Consider the following 17,766-nt stretch of genomic DNA (forward strand, 5'->3'; position numbering starts at 1 on the left):
TTTCGCGGTCACGCGTGGAAGCGGGTCGTCTCGTGCAAGGGGGCGCGGGGGACGGTGATGCCGTTCACGGGCGCGGAGGTGTCCGCGTAACCGAAGGAGACACCGAAGAGTATCTTCCTGTCCGTGACGCCCAGCGATTCCCGGATGGTGTCGGCGTAAAAGCTCAGAAGTCCCTGCGGGCAACTGGCGATGCCGTATGCCGTCATGGCCAGAAGCAGCGTCTGTCCGTACATGCCGACGTCGGCAGCCATGCGTTCTTCGGCGTTGGGCGGCATGAAGAGCAAGGCGACATGCGGTGCGCCGTAAAAGTCCAGGCTCTCGGCGTTGAACGCTTCACGTTCCGCGTGGTCTTCCCTGCCGATGCCCAGTGCGCCGTACATCGCCGCTCCTGCCGAACGGCGCCGCTGCTCGTAAGGACCGCTGTACATGTCGTCCCGGTAAGGGAAATCCAGTGACATGCGCTTGCTCGCGTGTGCGGCTCGCAGGTTTTCGCTCAGCCGGTCCCGGGCGGCGCCGCTGACGACTTCGACGTGCCAGGGCTGGGTGTTGGAATTCGAAGGCGCGGCACCGGCGAGGGTGAATACGGCCCGCAGGGTTTCCTCCGGCACGGGGCGCGGAAGAAAGGCGCGGGTCGCGCGCCTGCCACGGATGAGTGCCTCGGCGTGGTGGGGCAGCTCGGCCGTCGTCATGGCGTTCTCGTTTCGCAGAGGTGGGAGTCGATGATGCGGTCCGCCGCCTCTTTCAGGGCGGCCGCGGATCTCTCGGCCGAGTAGATCTGGGTGGTGATGCTGGCCCCTTCCACCAGCATCTGGAGCATGTACCCCAGGGACCGGGGGTCGCGGACCGGGAGTTGGGCGACCAGGTCGGTCAGCAGTCCCAGGTACTCGGCTTTCAGTTCGCCGACGGCCACCCGCACCGGATGGCCGCGGTCGGGGAATTCGACGGACGCGTTCGCGAGCGCGCATCCCCGGTATCCGGGTTCGCTGATCTGGTCCGCGATCTCGGCGATCACATGGCGCAGCTGCGCCAGCGGATCGTCGGGACAGGCGGCGCGGGCGGCCTCCAGCCAGACGCGCGGGGGCACGGCCTTCGCTTTCACATAAGCCAGCGCGAGGCCGTCCTTGGACTCGAAGTTGCGGTAGATGCTCGGCTTTCCCACGCCGGAGCGCTCCGCGATTTCCGCCACGCCTGCCGAGCGGATGCCTTCGCGGTAGAAGAGTTCGCACGCGGTCTCCCATACGCGCTGTCCCGCCGGCGAGTGCCGTGCTTCCCCGTCCGTCATGAGATCCCCTCGGTCGTGTACGAACACACCGCGTACCGATCGGTACGCGGTAGATGGTACCGATCGGTACGCGGAGCGTCAACCACAGGAAAACCGCGCACGGGCGCCGTTAAGAACGCCCGTGCGCAGGGGTATTAAGGACGGGCGGAGGGAGCGGAGCCGAGTCGGGTGAGATCCACCGAGTCGGCGCCCTGCTGCGGCGCGGGGAGGAAAATGCAGGCACCCGCTACGACTGCCAGTGCGACCGCGAGGGAGACCGTCCCCTTACGCCCGCGGGCCCAGCGGGCCTTGAAGCGTACGGGGTCCTCGACGAGCGCCTTGGAAAGGAAGCCGGCGGCCAGTGAGAGGGTTACGAGAACCGTCGTACGGGCCCAGCCGCCGAAGCCGAGACGTTCCTCGGAGAGGAACAAGTAGATCGGCCAGTGCCATAGATAAAGGCTGTACGAGGCGCCGCCCAGGGAGCGCAGTGGCGTGCTGCCCAGGAGGCGGCCCGCCGGGCTGGACGGTGCGTGCGCGAGCAGCGCGATGAGCAGGGCGGCGGCCAGGGAGTGGAGGAAGAGTCCGCCACGGAAGAGGAACGGCGCGTTCGGCCCGTGAGTAAGGAACCAGTACGCTCCGATCCCGCAGGCCAGGGCGGCGCAGAGCGCCCCGGCCAGTCGGCCGCCGGTCTTCGACAGTGCCCGGCGGACCGGGTCGGTGGCCATCAGCGCGCCCAGCAGCAGCGAGAAGGCGCGGGTGTCGGTGCCCTCGTACACGCGGGTGGTGTCCGGCCCTTGGGTGAGGGCGATCATCAGCGCCAGGGACGCGAGGGCACCGACGGCGGCGACCACGGGTACGAGCCGGCGTGTGGCCCGCTTTCGGACGAGGGCGGCGACCACCAGTGGCCAGACCACGTAGAACTGCCACTCGACGCCGATGCTCCACAGGTGACCGAAGACGCGGGTGTCGGCGTCGTTCCAGTAGCCGACCTGCTCGCTGACGAAGTGCCAGTTCGTCGCCTGGAGCGCTGCCCACGGGCCGTCCTCCAGGGCGAAGCCGAGGAGGTACGACGGCCCGACGGCCCACGCCAGGAGCAGCGTGACGACGATCAGCACCGTCAGCGCGGGCAGCAGGCGGCGTGCCCGGCGTTCCCAGAACGCGGAGAGGTCGATGGCACCGCGCCGGTCGCCCGCTTCTTTGAGCAGCAGACCGGTGATCAGGAAGCCGGAGAGGACGAAGAACAGGTCGACGCCGAGGAATCCACCGCCGAAGTGTCCGGCGTGGAAGAACAGGACACCGAGTACGGCGAGGCCGCGGAGACCGTCCAGTGGTGTGATGTGGCGGCCGCCCGTACGCGGGCGGCCGTGCCCGCGGCGGCGGGCGGGCGGCGCGGTCCCTGGCGGGGCGGGTGCGGGTGTCGGTGAGGTCACGGGCATCGGGGCGTCAGCCGCACTTGAGCTGGCCGTAGACCTTGTCTCCGGTCCAGGAGCCCTTCGCCCACTGGTCCGCGGGCGCCGGCGTGAAGGCGTAGTACCGGCTCAGCCGGCCGCCGAACCAGTTGGCGAAGGCCGCCGAGCCCTGCTGGCAGGAGTGGATGCCGTCCTTGCTGCGCTGGGCCTTGGCCGCGGCGCTGTCGGTGCCCCACAGTTCGGAGGCGTCGAGGAAGCGGACCCGGTCCGCGTTCTTGTCCGCGACTTCCTTGGCGGCCTTCGGGGCTGACGCGACGGCGGCCTCGTGGCCCTTGTAGAAGTCGTCGATCTTGAAGGGCGGCGCGGAGACGAGGACGAGTTCGGCGCCGGCGTCCTTCGCGGCCTCGGCGAGCTGCGCGTAGGAGTCGCTCTGCTGGGCCTTTGTGCCCCAGTCGTACGTGGTGACCTGGTAGGCGATGACGTCCGGGTGGAAGGAGCCGACCGCCTTGGCCAGGTCCTTGAACGTGCTCTCGGCGAACGTGCCGGTGGGGCCGTCGCCCTTGACGACCGTGCCGCCGCCGGCGGAGGCGACGGACTTGAACTCCACGCCGCTCGCCTTCATGGCGGCGCCGAGCGCCGGGGCCTCGGCCTCGGCGATCGAGTCGCCCATCCAGAGCATCTTCGACAGTTTCTTCCCGTCGGCCTTTCCTGCCGGCGGGGTGGCGGCGGAGGCGTCGCCGCCGGACGCCGGCTGGCCGCAACCGGTGAGAGCGAGCGTGGTCGCACCCGCGGCCAGGACGGCTCCGAGGGCCGTCATCGGGGCCCTGCGCCGCCGGGGGCGGCGGGCCGGGGCCGCGGACGTCGTGACGTGGTCGGTCCGGGGTGCGAGGGGCGGAACGTTCCCGCTGTTCGTGCTGTGCATGCTGTCGAGGTAAGCACGGCGCACGGGCCGTTTCGGGCCTCGTCATCTCCCGCTCACAGAGCGGGGAAACCGCCGTCATACAGCGCGCACGAGGTGATCGAATTCCGACGTGAAAACGTCAGCGGGCACCGAGTGCGGACATCATCCCGAGGCCGTCCGAGACGACCCAGTACTCGGCGAAACGGCCGTCGGCGACGCGGAAGATGTCCTGCCCGGCGAAGGAGACCCGGGTGCCGGGCGCGGCGGTGGCACCGGGGATACCGCCACGGTACGAGCCGTGGAACGTCCAGCGCGCGGCCACCAGGCCGTCGGCGACGATCGGACCGACGTCCACTGTGACCTGGATGTCGGTGAAGTAGCCGTGCGATTGGCGGATCTGCTCGGCCGCGCCCTGCGGTCCGTGCACGTCAAAGGCGGGCCAGTGGCCGACGAAGCCGGGGGTGAGGATTTCCTCGGCCACGGAGAAGTCACCGTGCCACAGGTCGGAGATCCAGCGGTGGTAGAGGTGCTCGGCGGAGTCCATGACCTCATTTTGCGTACGTGTACGCAACGGGTCAATCGTCAGCCCGCCGCCGCGTGGCGCGCCGCGCCGTCAGGGCGTCGACCAGCACGGCGAGGTCGTCGGCGAAGCGCTCGCGACGGTCCGGGGAGAGCCAGTAAGGACGCAGCGCGGCCACCGTGGGGTACCGGGCGGAGTCGGCCTCGGCGGGCACGCTGACCTGGTACGGAGGCCGATCGCCAGGGCGGTCGGCATGCTGGGCGAGGCCGCCGAGGAGGAAATTCCAGACGATCCGGTTGGCCGTGGCCGCCTGCTCCAGGGACAGGCCGCAGGCCTGCCACGCGGCGTAGATCTCCTCCAGCAGCCACAGGATCGAGGGAGCGAGCAGATCGCCCCGGCCCAGCACGTCCACGATCCACGGCCGGGCCGCCAGTTCGTCGTGCTGCCAGGTCAGCAGGGCGAGCAGGCGGGCCCGCGGCTCTTCGGGCAGCACGGGCCGGGGCAGCCGGGCCACGATGCGGTCCAGGAGCAGGAGCAGCAGTTCGTCCTTGTCCCGCACGTGCCGGTAGATGCTCATGGGGGCGCTGCCCAGTGTCTCGGCGACCCGCCGCATGGTCAGCGCCCGGCTGCCTTCCCGGGTGACGATGTCCAGGGCCGCCTCGACGATCCGGTCACGGGACAGCCGGGCCGGCCGCCCGCGGCGCGCCGCCCCTCCCCCGGCGGCCGGGCCCCGCCCCGCCGGGCCCGTTCCTGCCGTACCTGACGCACTGTGCTCACTCACGGAGGCAGTCTGTCATCGGGCCCCGGACGCGCGGCCGGAAGACCTCTCTCCGGCCCCGGCTACGCGCCGACCGATCCGGCCGCGTGGTGTTCGGCGGCCCGCCGAGCCAGTTGTGACCAGCTGTCCGAGCAGTCCCTGGCCAGCTGGGCGACGACGGTCCGGCAGTTCTGCGGTATGCCGGCCGAGATCTCGTCCCACTCTTCGGTGCTGATCGCGTGGATGCCGAGCAGCCGCAGCAGGGTGCGGCCGGTGTCGTTGTACCGCAGGGCCGGGTCGCCCTTGAGCCGGTTGACGGCCTCCTTCCGGTCCGGCACGGGCATCCGCGCGTAAGCCGCCACCCGGTCGGTCTCCCCGGGCGGCACCGCGGCCCGGCCCGTCGCGTCTGCCCGCCCGCGGTGACCGGTTCCTTTGCCGCCCCTCTCCCGCACGTCCCGCTCCCTGAGCAGGGGGTCCTCGCCGCGGCGGACCCGGTTGCGCACGTCGCGGGCGGTTTCCGGGGAGATGCCCGCCGCGCGGGCGATCTGCCGGAGCGAGAGGCCCGGGTCCGCCGCGATGAGGTCACCGGCGAGCCGGCGGCCCTCGGCGCCGTCGAGCGGCCGGAACCGCCCGTCCTGACCGACCCGGCCTCGCCTGCCGTCCCCGGTCGTCGCGGCGCTCGGCAGCTGCCGGCGGATCTTGGCCACCGTCGCCGGAGCCATGCCGACGGTCGAGGCGATCATCCGGTTCGACCACAGGGGGTGTGAGCTGATGATGCGTGCGGCCGCGGCCTTGCGGTCCGCCTTGGTGAGCGGCAGGCCGTGGGCGGCGTTGGACTCGACGGCGAGGACGAAGGCGTCCGCCTCGTCACCCTCGAAGAATCTGACGCCTATGGTGCTCTGGCCGCGCCGTTCGGCCGCGCGCAGCCGGTGCATGCCGTCGATCACCCGCAGCGTGTCCCGGTGGGCGATGATGGGCGGCAGCGGCGTGTCCGTCACCGCCAGCATCTCGACGTGGTCCTGATTCGCCCCTGCGACCCTCGGGGAATCGCTCACCGACAACGCGCCGATCTCTACCTCGACGACCCTTCGCATATCGACCTGCGCCTGCCCAGGTTCCATGCCCGCTCCCCCGCTTCGGCGCGCGCTCGGCGCGGCGGGCCGGGAGCCACCGGTCCGTCCCCACGCCCGGTGGCTCCCCCACACCGCCACAGCCGGTCGCCGCCGGGTGACTGTGGTCGTACGGCATCCCGCCCGGATCACGGTGGGCTTTGTGGACCCCTGTGCACGTGGCGTGGAGATGCCGTCGTGCTGCGATGTTGAGACGGTGCGCCGGACCAGGGAAGAGGCTCCTTGTACAGGACTTGTCCGGGACTTGTCCGGCCTGTTCAGGCGGGGGCACCGGACCAAATCCGAACAATGGCGAACAGCTTGGCCGGTGTAGGACAACCGGGCCGGCCGTCGCGGACGGCCCGGCTTCCCCCGGCCGGCGGCTACCGCGCGCCGAACACCTGGGTCCACGTCGGTCCGCCGGGGCCGTCGTGGGCGCCGACGCCGGTCTCCTTGAAGGCGCAGTTGAGGATGTTCGCCCGGTGGCCCGGGCTGTTCATCCAGCTCTTCATGACGTCGGCGGGCGTCCGCTGGCCCCTGGCGATGTTCTCGCCGTACGTACTCCACTGGTATCCGGCGGCCTTGATCCGGTCGCCGGGGTCCCTGCCGTCCGGGCTGGTGTGGTCGAAGTAGTTCCGGGCGTCCATGTCCTGGGAGTGGCGCGCGGCGGCCGTGTCGAGCTGGGAGTTCTCGCTCACGGGCCCGCAGCCCTGCTTGGCGCGTTCGGTGTTGACCAGCGCGGTGACCTGCTGGGCGAAGGACGAGTGGCCGCCTGCGGAACCCGAGGCCGGGACAGGGTCGGCCGAGGAGGGGCGCGGCGCCGGACGGGCCGGCTCGGTGGGCGCCTTCTTCTTGCGCGGGGTGTGCGGCTCCTTGGAGGGCGACGAGGAGGGGGTGGGGCTCGGGCTCTGGCTGGTCCGGGAGGGGGAAGGGCTCGCCGGGGGCGTGTTCGCCGGGTGGCCCGTCAGGGGTGCCGACTCGGGCTCGGTGGCGGCCCGGGTGGCGCCCGGCTCGTCCTCGGGCCCTGAGCCGATCAGCGGGAGCACGCCGCCCACCGTCGCCAGGGCAGCGGCGGCCACGGCCGCCGCGGTGACGGCGCGACGGCGGCGGACACGGCGGTCCTGCCGCAACGCGTCGCGGGCCTGGGCCCGTCCGCCCGCGGAAGAGGAGGCGCCGCCCACCACGGGCCCGCCCGCGGAGGGGGATATCCCGCTCGCCGCGGGGCTCGCGGCGGGTTGCCGGGTGGCCGCCGCGAGGACCGGGCTCTCCACCGTGTCCGGGGCGAGCGCCGCGGCCAGCGGTACGAGAGCCAGGCCGACGAGCAGCCGGTCGGCGGGCACCAGCCCGGACGAGAACGCGGAGCAGACCGTGCACTCGCGGGCGTGCCGGGCGATGCGCTTGCGCCACAGTGCGGACGGCGCCCCGTCCCACTGCTCGACCACCGATTCCAGCAGGACGCACCGCGGCTGCGCCGACAGCGCGCGCACCACCACGCGGGAGGCCTCCAGCTGGGACTTCATCCGCTGGACGCGTACGGCCGTGTGCTGGGGCGTCAGTTCCAGGGCGGCGGCGACCTCGGCCCTGGTCAGCTCGCCGGCCGCCTCCAGCCACCACAGGGACAGCAGCTCACGGTCGGCCTCGTCGAGCCAGCGGGTGGCTTCGGCGACCTCCTTGCGCTGCCCTGACAGGCCGAGGCGGACGATGGTCAGCCCGACGAAGTCGGCACGGGGGTCGGGGACGTCGTACGCGTCGTCCAGGCCGCCGTCCACGGGTACGGCCCGGTCCTGCCGCCAGTGGGCCCGTATCTGGTTCATCGTGATGGCCACCAGCCAGGACCGGAATCCGGCCGGGTCGCGCAGGTCACCGAGGCTGTTGATGGCCCGGAGCATGGTCTCCTGCGCCACGTCGTCCACGTCCGCGTGGCCGTGCAGCGCCCGCCCCACGATGTTGTACACCAGGGGCATGGACTCGGTGACGAGCCGCTCCCTGGCCTGGCCGTCCCCCGCCTGTGCGGCCATGATCACCGCAGGGTCGAGTTCGCTGCTCACGCTCTGTCCACTCTCTCTCGACTCGGGCCTGTTCCGTCCCACACTCAGGAGATGCAGCGGGGGCCGGGCCGATAACAGAAATCGAGCAATCATCCGTCGGATTCGTTCATGAGAGCGAAACGATACGGGGTGGCGGGCGGCGTCCCGCGGGCGGCACCGCGTGCCCCGACGGGCTTTGCAGGCCCGTGACCAGGCAGGCCGGGGCCGGCGAGGGGGCACTTGTTTTCTCCCGGCCCATAGCCCTCGGGGCACGTGCGAAATCTCTCTCGCGGGACGCGCATCCATCGGTGCGCCTCCTACGTCTCACGAGTAAGCCACCTCCCCATGTGGCTGCAACCCAGGGGTATTTGGAGAAACACATTGAAATCACGCATTAAGGGCGTGCGTCGTCTGTCCGCGACTGCCGTCACCGCCGCGGGAGCCGTCCTGATGACCGGGGCGTTCGCCGCCCCGGCACAGGCCGCGGCCCCCAAGGCACCCGCGGCGCAGGCCGCGGCTCCCAAGGCACCCGCGATCACCGCCCCGGGCGGTTTCGTGATGAACAACGGCACCGGCAAGGCCCTGTTCACCAAGGCGGCGGACACCCGCCGTTCGATCGGGTCCACCACCAAGATCATGACCGCTCAGGTGGTGCTGTCGCAGAAGAAGCTCAACCTGGACGCGAAGGTCACGGTCGACAAGGCGTACAGCGACTACATCGTCGCCAAGACCGCCTCGTCGGCCCGCCTCATCGTCGGGGACAAGGTCACCGTCCGCCAGCTCCTCTACGGGCTGATGCTCCCGTCCGGCTGCGACGCGGCGTACGCGCTCGCCGACAAGTTCGGCACCGGGTCCACCCGGGCGGCGCGCGTGAAGTCGTTCATCGGCCAGATGAACACCTCGGCCAAGAACCTGGGCCTCAAGAACACGCGCTTCGACTCCTTCGACGGCATCGGCAACGGCGCGAACTACTCGACGCCGCGCGATCTGACGAAGCTGGCCTCCAGCGCGTTGAAGAACGCCACGTTCCGTACGGTCGTGCAGACGAAGACGACCAAGCAGAAGGTCACCACGAAGAGCGGCGGCTACCGCTACATGTCGTGGACCAACACCAACAACCTGCTCGGCAGCTACCAGGGCACCATCGGCGTCAAGACCGGCTCGGGCCCGGAAGCCAAGTACTGCCTGGTCTTCGCCGCCACCCGGAACGGCAAGACGGTCATCGGTACGGTCCTGGCCTCGTCCTCGGCGGCCAACCGCACCGCCGACGCCAAGAAGCTGCTGGATTACGGCTTCAAGGCGTAGCGGACATCGAGGGTCTGCCCGCGGCATCCGGTCGCGGGCAGGCCCTTTTTGCTGTCTTGTGCGGTACGAGGGTGCGGTACAGGGGGGTGGATACACCTTCGTGGTGCGGCCGGGTGCACCGGGGCGGAGGGGGCAACGCAGGCAGCAGACGGGGGATGGCCGGATTACCTCCGTCCGTGCCCGCTCATAGCGTCTTCGCCATGACCAACTCAATGCGGGTGCTCCCGCCACCGGCCCCACGTCTGCGCAGCCGCGGAGTGCCGGTATACCTCGGTGTGGCCTACCTGGGCATGTGGGCGGCCATGTCTCCCCTTCTGGTGAAGGGCTTCCAGCGGGAGAGCGCCCGCGCCGAGATCGGCGCTCTGGAGCAGCTGTGCATTGCGGCCGCGATGTTCGCACCGGCGCTCGCCGCGCTCCTCGTGGTCCGGTACGTGGAACGCGCAGGCCGGATACGGGACGTCCTCGCCCTCCGGTGGCCGCGGCCTTGGGGCCGTACCGCGCGCTCGTGCCTCTTGGCCCTCGCGGTGCCCGCCGCCCTCACCGTCGCCGCGCTCGGCATCGCCGCCGCGGCGGGCCGCTACTCCTTCGCCCCGCACTGGGGCGGACTCGGGACGTGGGCGGTCACCATGCTGTTCCAGATGGCGATCTCGCTGCCGCTGTTCTTCGGCGAGGAACTGGGCTGGCAGGGCTACCTCTTCCCCCGCCTGGCAGGGGACGGCACCGGCCTGCGCCTGGTGTGGGCGTACGTGGGCACCGGCGCCGCCTTCGCCCTGTGGCACCTGCCCACACTGCTGATGGGCGGGCAGTACCCCGGCCGGCCCTGGTATGTGACCGTACCCGCCATGGTGATCGGCTGCGTACTCGTCCTGCCGGTCTTCACCTGGCTGCGGCTGCGCTCCGGATCGGTCGTCCCCGCGGTCGTCGGCCACACCTTCGTCAGCACGGCGAGCGTGGGGACGGTCAAGGCGTTCGCCGCGCCGCAAGCCACCCTGGACCCCCTGCACATGGGGATGACCGGCTGGCCCGGCTGGATCGCCACGGGCGCGTTCGTCGCCTTCCTCGCGCTGACCGGACGCCTCCGGCCGGCTGCTTACGCCAACGCCGGCCGGTGACTACGCCCGGCGCTGGAAACGGAGGTCGGCCCACACGTCGGGAAGCGGCTTCTTCCAATGCTGGGCCTGCGGGAAGAGCGCGTCGAAACGGTCACGTACCTTGCGGGCGAAGTACACCGGCATCCAGGAACCGTCGTGGAAACCCAACTGGTAATGGCCCTTCGAGTGGTCCTTGCAGTCGCGGACCCAGACCAGTTCCTGTGGTGTGCAACGCCAGCCCGGTTCCGGGCGCAGCACCGCGTTCCTGCCCAGCCCGTGTTCTGATCCCAGGTAGACGAGCTGAGCCCGGCGGTCGGTCATCAGCAGGATCTTGTGAGCGACCGGGCCGAGCGGCCGCAGGCCCCGCAGCAACCCGCCGGCGAGACTGTCCCACGGCCCCCAGAACGGTTCCTTCTTCTGCAGGGCCTTCTGGCGCCGCGCCGGGTCGCCGTAGTCTCCGCGCGGCGGATCACTCGCACCGAGAAAGCTGAACACGGCGCCGAACACGCGGTCCGAGACGGAATCCCCTTGCCATGCGGGCGCGCCGAACACGGGGATGTCCAGTTCCTTCGGTGGCGCGGGCGTCGTGTGGAGGCGGCAGGCACCGACGTCCACGGGGAGCATGTCCATCATCCGCTCACCGGGTTCGAGGACTTGTTCCACCAGACCGCGCAGCGCGCGCCCGTCCTCGGCCATGGGATCCACGTTCTTGCTCCTGCTCCTCAGTCGACGCGCGCACCGGCACCGGCGGTCTTCGCGGAGCCGTCAGGGCCTGCCGGCGCGCGGGCCGGGCGTCCGGCGAAGGCCGGTCGGCCAACCTACCCGGTTTCCTGCCGGACCGAAGCGGCGGGGTACGCGGGGGCCGAGGGGCTGCCGGAGGGCGAGGGCGCCCCGGACGCGGCGGAATACGTCGAGGTCGTGGGGGCGGCGGGGTGACCGGAGGCCGCGGGGTGACCGGGAACCACGGGGTGGCCGGCGGCGGGGTGGCCGGGGGCCGCGCAACCGCCGGAGGGGGTACGGACCGTGCGGCTGCCGGAGGCGCCGGGCAGGCCGGCGGACGCGGAAGCCGCGGTGGCGGCGGATTTCATGCGTTCCTCGTCGTAATCCTTCCAGTTCGCCGGCGGCCACGTCGCCCCGGGCGCCGCCAGTGCCTTGTCGATTGCCTCCCGCAGACCTTCTCCGAAGAATTCGGCGACTTGTCGTACCAATTTCAGCGCCTCGATGGTGCCCGAGCTGAGGGGCCTGGCCATTCGATCGGCACCACCGGGCACGCTGCGCGGGGTGAAATGCGCGATCCTGGTCGCCCGGAGAGCCTGCGGGTGCAGACCGGCGCAGGCGTAACCGATCGCCAGGGCGATCCGCCGTACCGCGTCGTCCGCTCCGCGCGTCAACTCCCCGGCTCCGAGAAGCGTTTGATTGGGGCTGCCGGGCCCTTCGTTCCCGTCGGACGTCCGAGGCGGCAGCTTTTTCTCCTCGGCCACGAGCAGTCGGTGCGCCCGCTCCATGACGGCCGCAACAAAAGCCAGTTCTTCCAGGTCGATGGACTGGGTCATCGCGATCCTCCCCTGCCGTGTGCGTACAACGGCACCGTAGAATCGGCCGGCCCCATACAGGACCCGATCCGGCGGAAGCAGACCCATTGGAGTTACGGACGGGCCTGATTTCCGGGCATCAGTGCGCGCCGGCGTCGATGAGTTCGCGCGCGCCGGAGCCACCCGGCGAAGCGTGTTCACCCGGCCGGGCAGGCGCCGTCCCCCCGTTCGCCCGTCCCGGCGTGCGGAGCGGCGGGGGCTGGGTCAAGGTCATCTCGTCAGCTCCACTACATGATCAGGAGAGTCACATGCTTCGTAACGTCGCGATCACCCTCGCCGGTGTGACGGCGGCCGGTTTCCTGGCCGCCGGGCCCGCTGCCGCCGACCCGGGCGGCGGCGGCGCCGCGGGCGGCACGTACGCCTCCGGCGGCTACTCGTCCCAGAACACGCTCGCCGGCTACCGGCACCACAACGTCGGCGGCCCCTCCGGCGTCACCTCCACGGGTGCCGCGTACGCCCACAGCAAGGCGAGCGGTTCGTTCGACTACGGCCACTACTTCCGGGCCGTCTGGCACTGAGCCCGGCCCGGACCGCTTCGGCACACCCGACCGCCGCGCCCCGCGTCCGTCGCACGGCGCGGGGGCGCGTCCACACCGTACGGGTTCCTGCTGACGGACCCGTGGCATCGTCGGCCGCCCTTCCCCTTCACGTTCAGACGCCTCGACGGCGGACGCTGCCACACGCACGCTTGCCCCACGGATCCCAGCACTCCGTGGCGGATGACGGAATGCACGCCGAACGGCCCTCCGCACGGGAAACTCCCGTGCGGAGGGCCGTTCGGCGTGCTCGTTCGGAACGGAACGGCCGTTCGGAGCGCTCATTCGGAACGGAACGGCCGTTCGGAACGGTGCGGGGAGCAGGCAAGGGGCCGGGGTGACGGCCTGGCCCCTTGCCGCCCGTGCGGGTGCTGCCGCCGGTACGTACCGGCTCTCCTCAGCTGTGGTCCTGCTCCGGGGTCTCCAGGACGAAGACCGGGATCTCGCGGTCGGTCTTCCGCTGGTAGTCGGCGTAGTCGGGGAACGCCTCGACCGCGCGCCCCCACCACAGGGCCTTCTCCTCGCCCGTCACCTCACGGGCCACCAGGTCCTGGCGCACGGGGCCGTCCTGGAGCTCGACCCGCGGATCGGCCACGACGTTGTGGTACCAGACGGGATGCTTGGGCGCGCCGCCCAGGGAGGCGACCACGGCGTAGGTGCCCTGGTGCTCCACCCTCATCAGCGGCGACTTGCGGATCTTGCCGCTCTTGGCTCCTCTGGTCGTCAGCACGACGACCGGCAGACCCCTTATCGTCGTCCCCTCGGTGCCGCCGCTGCTCTCGTACAGCTCGACCTGGTCGCGTACCCACTGTTCCGGGCTCGGTTCGTACTCGCCCTCAAGTGGCATGGCATCCGTCCCATCGTCGCTCGTGCGTTCGGTGTCGGTTCGCACGGCCCCGTCGCGGCCCGTCGGCCACCCGTGAACGACCTGACCTTGTCTCAACACCGGGGGCGGGCGCAATCATCCCGCCGGGTGTCGCGGCGCCCCTTCCCGTCCCTACGCCACCGGCGCTCCCGCGCCTCCCATGGCCGCCTTGCGCTGACGGCCCGCCAGGCGGGAACCGGACTCCCGGCGCGTCGTCCTGCGGAGCAGCGGTACGGCGAGGAGGAAGCCGAGGACGGCCCAGGCGGTGAGGACCAGGGCGACCATGGGCAGTTCCCAGGAACCCGCGGCCTCGGCGGCGAGGGCGCTGTCCGGCAGCAGGGCCGACCGCAGGCCCTGCGCCATCCACTTGAGCGGGAAGAGCGCGGCTATCTGCTGCACGATCTGGGGCATCCGGGTGCTCGGGAACATCGTTCCCGAGATCACCAGCAGCACCATGGAGGGCAGCATGATCAGTGCGAGCGCCTCGCGCGGGTTGGGCAGGACGGCGCCGATGGCCGCGCCGAGCGGGACGACCGCGAGCAGTCCGAGGACGGCGACCCAGACCAGGGTGAGCCACTGTGCGGGGCCGGCCGGCAGCGGGCCGTCGGCCAGCAGCGCGCCGGCGGTGAGCAGCAGCACGAGGGAGCCGACGGCCATGCCGACGATCAGCAACGCCTTGGCGATCAGGTAGGCGGGTATGCCGCCCGGCGTGGCCCGCAGCCGCAGCAGGGCGCCCTCTTCGCGCTCGGTGACCAGCATCTGCGGGATGTTCAGCATGCCGAGCTGGAAGAGCAGATAGGCGGAGAACCCGGCGATCATCAGGTGCCCCATGGGCAGCTCGGTTCCGGGGACGGCGTCGTTGACGGTCACGGCGAGCACGATCGGCACCAGGACGTTCACCAGGTGGCCGCCCATCTCCTTGCCGCTGCGCAGCAGCTGGCGGAGCTCGATGACCCCGCGCCGGGTACCCGCGCGCAGGTACCTCCGCGTTTCCGTCCCCCTCATGCGGCACTGTCCTCTCGGTTCTCGGTGTTCACCATGTGCAGGTAGGTGTCCTCCAGCGTCGGACGGCGCACCTCCAGGTCGGCTATCGGTCCGCCGGTGTCGCGGTGCAGTTCCCACACCAGCCGGGAGGGGTCGTCGGTGCGCTCCCGCCGCGGGGTGCCGTCGCCGGCCGTCCAGCGCACCTCGGCACGGGCGGCGGCTTGCCGGGCCAGTTCGGCAGGGGTGCCGCAGACCCGTATGCGCCCCTTGACCAGTACGGCGATGCGGTCGGCGAGCCGTTCGGCCTCGACGAGGTCGTGCGTGGTGAGCAGGACGGTGACGCCCTCGTCGCGTGCGAGCTTCTCCACGAGCGCGTGGAAGTCGTAGCGCGCCTCCGGGTCGAAGCCGGTGGTGGGTTCGTCGAGGAAGAGGAGCTCGGGGCGGCCGACGATGCCGAGGGCGACGTCGAGGCGGCGGCGCTGCCCGCCGGACAGCCTGTTGACCTGCTGGTCCGCCTGGGCGGTCAGGCCGACCAGGTCGAGCAGCGCGGCCGGGTCCCGCGGGTCGGGGTAGTACGCGGCGAAGTGCCCCAGCAGCTCGCCCACCCGCCACCGGGCGTGGTCGCGCCAGGACTGCAGGACGAGTCCGAGCCGGCCGCGCCACGCGTCGCCGCCGCGCACCGGGTCCGTGCCGAGCACGTGTACGTCGCCGGACGAGCGCCGGCGGAAGCCTTCGAGTATCTCCACGGTGGTCGTCTTGCCGGCGCCGTTCGGGCCGAGCAGGGCGAAGATCTCGCCGCGGTGGATGTCCAGGTCGACGCCTCGCAGCACTTCGGTGGAGCCGTAGGTCATGCGCAGGTCGCGGACATGGACGACGGTTTCGGTGACAGGGGTTTCGGTGACAGGGGTTTCGGTGACAGGGGTTTCGGTGACAGGGGTTTCGGTCGTGCTCATCGGCGGGCCTCCGTGCGCGTCGGGCTCGCGGCGGCGCCTTCGACGATCGCGCGCAGCGCTGCCACGTGTCCTTCGAACGCGGCCCGCCCCTGTGCGGTGAGCCGGACCTTGGTGCGGCGCTTGCGCCCGCCGCCTTCCTTCTGGATTTCCAGGTAGTGGGCCTCCTCCAGCGTGTGGAGCTGTTTGGAGAGCGCCGAGTCGCTGAGCGAGAGGCTGTCCCGGATGAACGGGAAGTCGGCCCATTCGGTGGCGGCGAGCAGCGCGACCACCGAAAGTCGGGTGGCGGGGTGGATCAGTTCGTCGAATCCCGCGGGAGTGCTCATCGCCGGCTCCCGTCGTGGTTGCGCACCGGGGCGAGGGCCCATCGGTTGGCGGGCGCCGTGACCAGCAGGAAGAGGCCGGAGCACAGCGTGGCCTGGACAAGGCTGCCGTACGACAGTCGGGCCCACTCCACCAGCCAGCCGGAGAGCCCTATGCTGGCCGCGCTCACCACGGCGGCGGCGACGAAGACGACCGACGAGCGCCATGTGTAGTGCGAACGGTGCAGCCGCATACGGGATTTGCGGCTCGCCCGTACGGCCATGGCGCCGAGCACGACCATGTAGAGCGCCGTCACTCCCCAGGTTCCCCACCCGGGCAGGTCGAGACCGCTGACGGCCAGGTAGACCCACATGGCGGCGGCGATCGGCAGATACGCCCGCCGTCCGTTTCCCGCGCAGCGCTCCAGCTCGTCGTAGACCCGCTCCTGCGGGACCCGGATCCGCTGCAGATCCGCCCATGCGCGCTCGGCATCCACGGGTGTGGTCATGCACATCGCCTCCCCAAGACGTTGACGTGCCGAATCTTCGGCAGTCGGCACCCATGCCGCCGACTTTCCCTATAGGAAAGTTACCGCTGACTTTCCCGCTGGGCAAGTAAAAAATGCGGGAGGTCAGGCGATCCAGTGCGTACGCCGCGGGGTGGACGCGGGCGTGAGGCCGTCGGCGAGGGCGGCGGCCATGCGGTGTACGGCCTCGCGGAGGGTGTCGGCGGGGGTGGTGTACGGGATTCTCAGGCGGTGTTCGAAGACGCCGGGGTCGGCGGCGAAGCAGGCGCCGCCCTCGACGCGTACCCCGTAGTCGAGCGCCCGGTCGGCCAGCGCGGCGGAGAGCGGGCGCCCCAGGTCCACCCACAGGGACAGGCCACCGGGCGGCAGTTGCCAGGTCCACTCCGGCAGCCGCTCGGACAGGGCCGCAGCCAGGGCGGCGCGCTGCTCGCGCAGCTCTTCCAGCCGGAGCGGCAGCAGTTCCCCGGCGCGGTCCAGGAGTTCGAGGGCCAGCAGCTGGTCCAGGACCGAGCCGCCCATGTCGGTGGCGACCCGCTGGCCGGCGAGTTCGGTGACCAGCCGGGCGGGCGCGCGCAGCCAGCCGATGCGCAGGCCCGCCCAGTGCGTCTTGCTCATCGAGCCGGTGGTGATGACCTGGGCGGCCGCTCCCGGCGTGGCGTGGGAGGCGAAGGGCGCCGGGCGGGGGATGTCGAGGGCAAGGTCGGCCAGGGTTTCGTCGACGACCAGCCAGGTGCCGGTGCGTTGCGCGGCGCGCAGCACGCGGGCGCGCTGCGGCCCGGGCATGAGGCGGCCTGTCGGGTTGTGGAAGTCGGGGATCAGGTAGGCCAGCCGTGGCACGGCCTGGCGCAGGGCCGCTTCCATGATTCCGGTGTCCCAGCCGCCGTCGGTCACGGGGACGGTCACCGTACGCAGGCGGGCGCGCCGCATCGCCTCCAGGGCGTTCGGGTAGGACGGGTTCTCGGTCATGACCCGGTCGTCGGGGCGGCACAGCAGTCCCAGGACGAGCGTGAGCGCGTGTTGGGCACCGGAGGTCACCAGGATCTGTTCGGGCACGGTGGCCAGGCCCCGGCGGGTGAACCGTTCGGCGATGATGGCGCGCAGTTCCGGGAGGCCGTAGGGGTGGTAGCCGGGTGTGTGGACGTGCTCGGCCAGCTGCGGGGAGATCCGGGTGAGGGCTTCGGCGAGCGCCTGGTGCGGCAGCCCGGGGGCGGCCCTGGCCAGGTCGATGGCGGTGTCCCGGGATCCGATGAGCCGGGTGACGCCGCGGGGAGTACGGCTCTCGGGCAGGGCCGTCCAGGTGCCGGAGCCCTGGCGGCTGTGCGCGTATCCGCCCTCGCGCAGCAGGTCGTACACGGCGGTGGCGGTGGCGCGGCTGACGCCCAGGGCCGCGGCCAGTTCCCGTTCGGCGGGGAGCTTGACGTGCAACGCGATCCGCCCGTCGAGGATCAGCTCGCTGATCGCACCGGCCAGCCGGCGGTAGGCGGGCCTGGCTGCCGACGGGTCGGGCAGCAGCGCGGCGAGCTGCCGGCTCCCCATGGCGCGGCTCGCCCTGCCCGCGGGCGGAAATGCTTCCTTCTGGCCCATGCCACTCCCCCGGAATCGGCCGCGTCTTGCAGACCATTCAGCGTAC

19 protein-coding genes are annotated in these 17,766 nt (G+C 71.4%); 3 read left to right on the forward strand and 16 right to left on the reverse strand.

Annotated features, from left to right (window positions below; genetic code table 11):
* Nucleotides 1-8: 8 nt before the first annotated feature.
* From ACH4OW_RS32120 to ACH4OW_RS32155, 8 genes are all read right to left on the reverse strand, one after another.
* Nucleotides 9-689: a nitroreductase gene (locus ACH4OW_RS32120; protein WP_398031348.1), complete on the reverse strand. Its 681-nt coding sequence runs from the start codon at nucleotides 687-689 to the stop codon at nucleotides 9-11.
* A complete protein-coding gene (locus ACH4OW_RS32125) occupies nucleotides 686-1,282 on the reverse strand; it encodes a TetR/AcrR family transcriptional regulator (protein WP_360133946.1) in 597 nt (198 codons plus the stop codon). Before ACH4OW_RS32125 ends, ACH4OW_RS32120 begins: the two co-directional genes overlap by 4 nt.
* A gap of 134 nt (nucleotides 1,283-1,416) precedes the next feature.
* Complete coding sequence (locus tag ACH4OW_RS32130; RefSeq protein WP_398031350.1) at nucleotides 1,417-2,697, reverse strand: acyltransferase family protein; 1,281 nt, start codon at nucleotides 2,695-2,697, stop codon at nucleotides 1,417-1,419.
* 7 nt (nucleotides 2,698-2,704) lie between these two features.
* A complete protein-coding gene (locus tag ACH4OW_RS32135) occupies nucleotides 2,705-3,592 on the reverse strand; it encodes an SGNH/GDSL hydrolase family protein (protein ID WP_398031352.1) in 888 nt (295 codons plus the stop codon).
* A 118-nt stretch (nucleotides 3,593-3,710) separates the two neighbouring features.
* Complete coding sequence (locus tag ACH4OW_RS32140) at nucleotides 3,711-4,115, reverse strand: ester cyclase (RefSeq protein ID WP_398031354.1); 405 nt, start codon at nucleotides 4,113-4,115, stop codon at nucleotides 3,711-3,713.
* Between the two features lie 31 nt (nucleotides 4,116-4,146).
* Complete coding sequence (locus tag ACH4OW_RS32145; protein WP_398031355.1) at nucleotides 4,147-4,872, reverse strand: TetR/AcrR family transcriptional regulator; 726 nt, start codon at nucleotides 4,870-4,872, stop codon at nucleotides 4,147-4,149.
* A 59-nt stretch (nucleotides 4,873-4,931) separates the two neighbouring features.
* Entirely contained in the window at nucleotides 4,932-5,969 is a 1,038-nt protein-coding gene (locus tag ACH4OW_RS32150) for a streptomycin biosynthesis protein (RefSeq protein ID WP_398031357.1), read from the reverse strand.
* A 371-nt stretch (nucleotides 5,970-6,340) separates the two neighbouring features.
* Nucleotides 6,341-8,005 carry a sigma-70 family RNA polymerase sigma factor gene (locus ACH4OW_RS32155; RefSeq protein WP_398031359.1) on the reverse strand — a complete coding sequence of 555 codons (1,665 nt, stop codon included), beginning with the start codon at nucleotides 8,003-8,005 and terminating at the stop codon, nucleotides 6,341-6,343.
* 324 nt (nucleotides 8,006-8,329) lie between these two features.
* On the opposite strand from ACH4OW_RS32155, the gene ACH4OW_RS32160 reads away from it, so the two are divergent.
* Together ACH4OW_RS32160 and ACH4OW_RS32165 are read left to right on the forward strand one after the other, a co-directional pair.
* Nucleotides 8,330-9,289 (forward strand): D-alanyl-D-alanine carboxypeptidase family protein, encoded by a 960-nt coding sequence (locus tag ACH4OW_RS32160; RefSeq protein WP_398031361.1) that lies wholly within the window; start codon nucleotides 8,330-8,332, stop codon nucleotides 9,287-9,289.
* Nucleotides 9,290-9,489: 200 nt separating this feature from the next.
* Nucleotides 9,490-10,401 (forward strand): CPBP family intramembrane glutamic endopeptidase, encoded by a 912-nt coding sequence (locus tag ACH4OW_RS32165; protein WP_398031363.1) that lies wholly within the window; start codon nucleotides 9,490-9,492, stop codon nucleotides 10,399-10,401.
* On the opposite strand, the gene ACH4OW_RS32170 is transcribed toward ACH4OW_RS32165, so the two are convergent.
* On the reverse strand, nucleotides 10,402-11,076 hold the full coding sequence (locus ACH4OW_RS32170) for a hypothetical protein (protein ID WP_398031365.1): 675 nt from the start codon (nucleotides 11,074-11,076) through the stop codon (nucleotides 10,402-10,404).
* A gap of 122 nt (nucleotides 11,077-11,198) precedes the next feature.
* Nucleotides 11,199-11,933: a hypothetical protein gene (locus ACH4OW_RS32175; RefSeq protein ID WP_398031366.1), complete on the reverse strand. Its 735-nt coding sequence runs from the start codon at nucleotides 11,931-11,933 to the stop codon at nucleotides 11,199-11,201.
* A 287-nt stretch (nucleotides 11,934-12,220) separates the two neighbouring features.
* Between ACH4OW_RS32175 and ACH4OW_RS32180 the strand changes: the two genes are divergently transcribed.
* A complete protein-coding gene (locus ACH4OW_RS32180) occupies nucleotides 12,221-12,490 on the forward strand; it encodes a hypothetical protein (RefSeq protein ID WP_360133913.1) in 270 nt (89 codons plus the stop codon).
* A 415-nt stretch (nucleotides 12,491-12,905) separates the two neighbouring features.
* Here ACH4OW_RS32180 and ACH4OW_RS32185 read toward each other — a convergent pair whose 3' ends face one another.
* The 6 genes from ACH4OW_RS32185 to ACH4OW_RS32210 all read right to left on the reverse strand — a co-directional run bounded on the left by ACH4OW_RS32185 (nucleotide 12,906) and on the right by ACH4OW_RS32210 (nucleotide 17,720).
* Nucleotides 12,906-13,355 carry a nitroreductase family deazaflavin-dependent oxidoreductase gene (locus ACH4OW_RS32185; protein WP_398031368.1) on the reverse strand — a complete coding sequence of 150 codons (450 nt, stop codon included), beginning with the start codon at nucleotides 13,353-13,355 and terminating at the stop codon, nucleotides 12,906-12,908.
* A gap of 150 nt (nucleotides 13,356-13,505) precedes the next feature.
* Nucleotides 13,506-14,378, reverse strand: coding sequence for an ABC transporter permease (locus ACH4OW_RS32190; RefSeq protein WP_398031369.1), 873 nt, complete (start codon nucleotides 14,376-14,378; stop codon nucleotides 13,506-13,508).
* Nucleotides 14,375-15,310, reverse strand: coding sequence for an ABC transporter ATP-binding protein (locus tag ACH4OW_RS32195; protein ID WP_398031371.1), 936 nt, complete (start codon nucleotides 15,308-15,310; stop codon nucleotides 14,375-14,377). The genes ACH4OW_RS32190 and ACH4OW_RS32195 overlap by 4 nt, the downstream gene beginning before the upstream one ends.
* Nucleotides 15,307-15,633, reverse strand: a complete 327-nt coding sequence (locus tag ACH4OW_RS32200) for a transcriptional regulator (RefSeq protein ID WP_360133904.1) — start codon at nucleotides 15,631-15,633, stop codon at nucleotides 15,307-15,309. Before ACH4OW_RS32200 ends, ACH4OW_RS32195 begins: the two co-directional genes overlap by 4 nt.
* Entirely contained in the window at nucleotides 15,630-16,118 is a 489-nt protein-coding gene (locus tag ACH4OW_RS32205; RefSeq protein ID WP_360133901.1) for a hypothetical protein, read from the reverse strand. The genes ACH4OW_RS32200 and ACH4OW_RS32205 overlap by 4 nt, the downstream gene beginning before the upstream one ends.
* Before the next feature lie 123 nt (nucleotides 16,119-16,241).
* Entirely contained in the window at nucleotides 16,242-17,720 is a 1,479-nt protein-coding gene (locus ACH4OW_RS32210) for a PLP-dependent aminotransferase family protein (RefSeq protein WP_398031373.1), read from the reverse strand.
* Between the last annotated feature and the right edge of the window lie 46 nt (nucleotides 17,721-17,766).

It is taken from the genome of Streptomyces sp. NPDC017056, assembly GCF_044332485.1.
In the GTDB taxonomy this organism is placed as follows: Bacteria; Actinomycetota; Actinomycetes; order Streptomycetales; family Streptomycetaceae; genus Streptomyces.